The 1,456-nt window shown below is 68.8% G+C and carries 1 protein-coding gene; it reads right to left on the reverse strand.

The window, feature by feature from the left end:
- Window positions 1-25 precede the first annotated feature (25 nt).
- Entirely contained in the window at window positions 26-1,306 is a 1,281-nt protein-coding gene (locus tag ACH442_RS48010) for an IS701 family transposase (RefSeq protein ID WP_396344923.1), read from the reverse strand.
- Window positions 1,307-1,456: the final 150 nt, after the last annotated feature.

Raw genomic sequence — 1,456 nt, forward strand, 5'->3', positions numbered from 1 at the left:
CTAGTACGGCAGCCGCCATTCGTGATCATGGCTGGAGTTCGAGGGTGAGGCGGCGGGCATAGTGGGCTCGTCTGGCTCGTGCCTGGTGACGGCGCCGCCAGTGTGACCAGCGCAAACGGTAGGCGATGCTGCGCGTCGGCCGGATCAGTAAGACGTTGATCAGGCGGCGGATCTCGTTGACGGTCAGTTCGATCATGTCGGGCTGAGCGGGCCGGTCCGCGGTTCGGGCGTCGGCGGCGCAGATCGCGAGGACGGCAAGGGCAGCCAGGGCGAGGGTGGTGAACCGGTGCCAGGACGTCCAGCGGCGGACTTGGTGCTGGTCCATCCCGACCTGGCCCTTTCCCGCCTGAAAACTCTCCTCCACGATCCACCGGACTCCCGCCACCCGCACCAGCTGGGCGAGCGTGACCGGGCCCGGCGCCCAACAGCGGTAGAAGGCCAGCTCACCGGTCGTATCGTTGCGGCGGATCAGCAGACTGTGCCGGCCGTCGTCGTCCGGGTCACCGTCAGCGCCGACGTCGGCCAGCCAGGCCCAGTCGTAGAACCGTGGCCCTTTCGAACCGTCGCCAGCACTGCGCCGGGTCCAGCCGGTGGCGGGCAGACCGGCGGCCAGCCGGTCAGCGCGACTACGGGTTTTGCCGCGGTCGATCGGCACGAGGTGATCGCAGGAGACCGCCAGGACGTAGCCCAGCCGGAGTTTGCGCAGCTCACTGCGTAGCCGGGTGTTGTTGCCGTAGGCCTCGTCCGCGGCGACCCACCGGGCCGGGACCAGGGCGTTGACGGCGGCGGTGATCATGTCGTCGGCCAACTCGGACCTGGTGGCGAACACGACGTCGTCCGGGATCCCGGCCTGCTCGCATCGGCCGCGGTCGTCGGTCCAGGACCGCGGCAGGTAGACCCTGCGGTCGATCAGGGTGTGACCGTGCCTGCTGGCATACGCCAGGAACACCCCGACCTGCGCGTTCTCGATCCGCCCGGCGGTTCCGGTGTATTGACGCTGGACACCGACCGAGTGCACGCCCTTCTTCAGATCGCCGGTCTCGTCGACGACGAGGACACCGTCGGGGTCACCGAGCCGGTCGACGACGACCTGACGCACGTCGTCACGCACCGCGTCGGCGTCCCACTTGGCCCGGTACAGCAACCTCTGCATCGCATCCGGCCGGGCATGTCCGGCCTGCTCCGCCAGCTGCCAGCAGGTCTTGATCTCCAGGTCAGCGAGCAGCCCGGTGACGAACCCCGCCGCCGCCCGACGAGGCTCTACCCGGGAGAACCGGCCGGCGAACGAGTCGATCACCAGGTCGATGGTTCGACGCCACCGGGCAGGCTCTACGCTGTGGCTCTCGGCCACCGCAAGGTTGAATGTTGTGTCCACAACGCACAGACGATCATGCGGTGGCCGTCCTCGTTCCCGCGGGACCCGAGGTCACCTCACGAATGGCGGCTGCCGTACTAG

Origin of the sequence: Actinoplanes sp. NPDC020271, assembly GCF_044388125.1 — a bacterium.
Classification (GTDB): domain Bacteria; phylum Actinomycetota; class Actinomycetes; order Mycobacteriales; family Micromonosporaceae; genus Actinoplanes.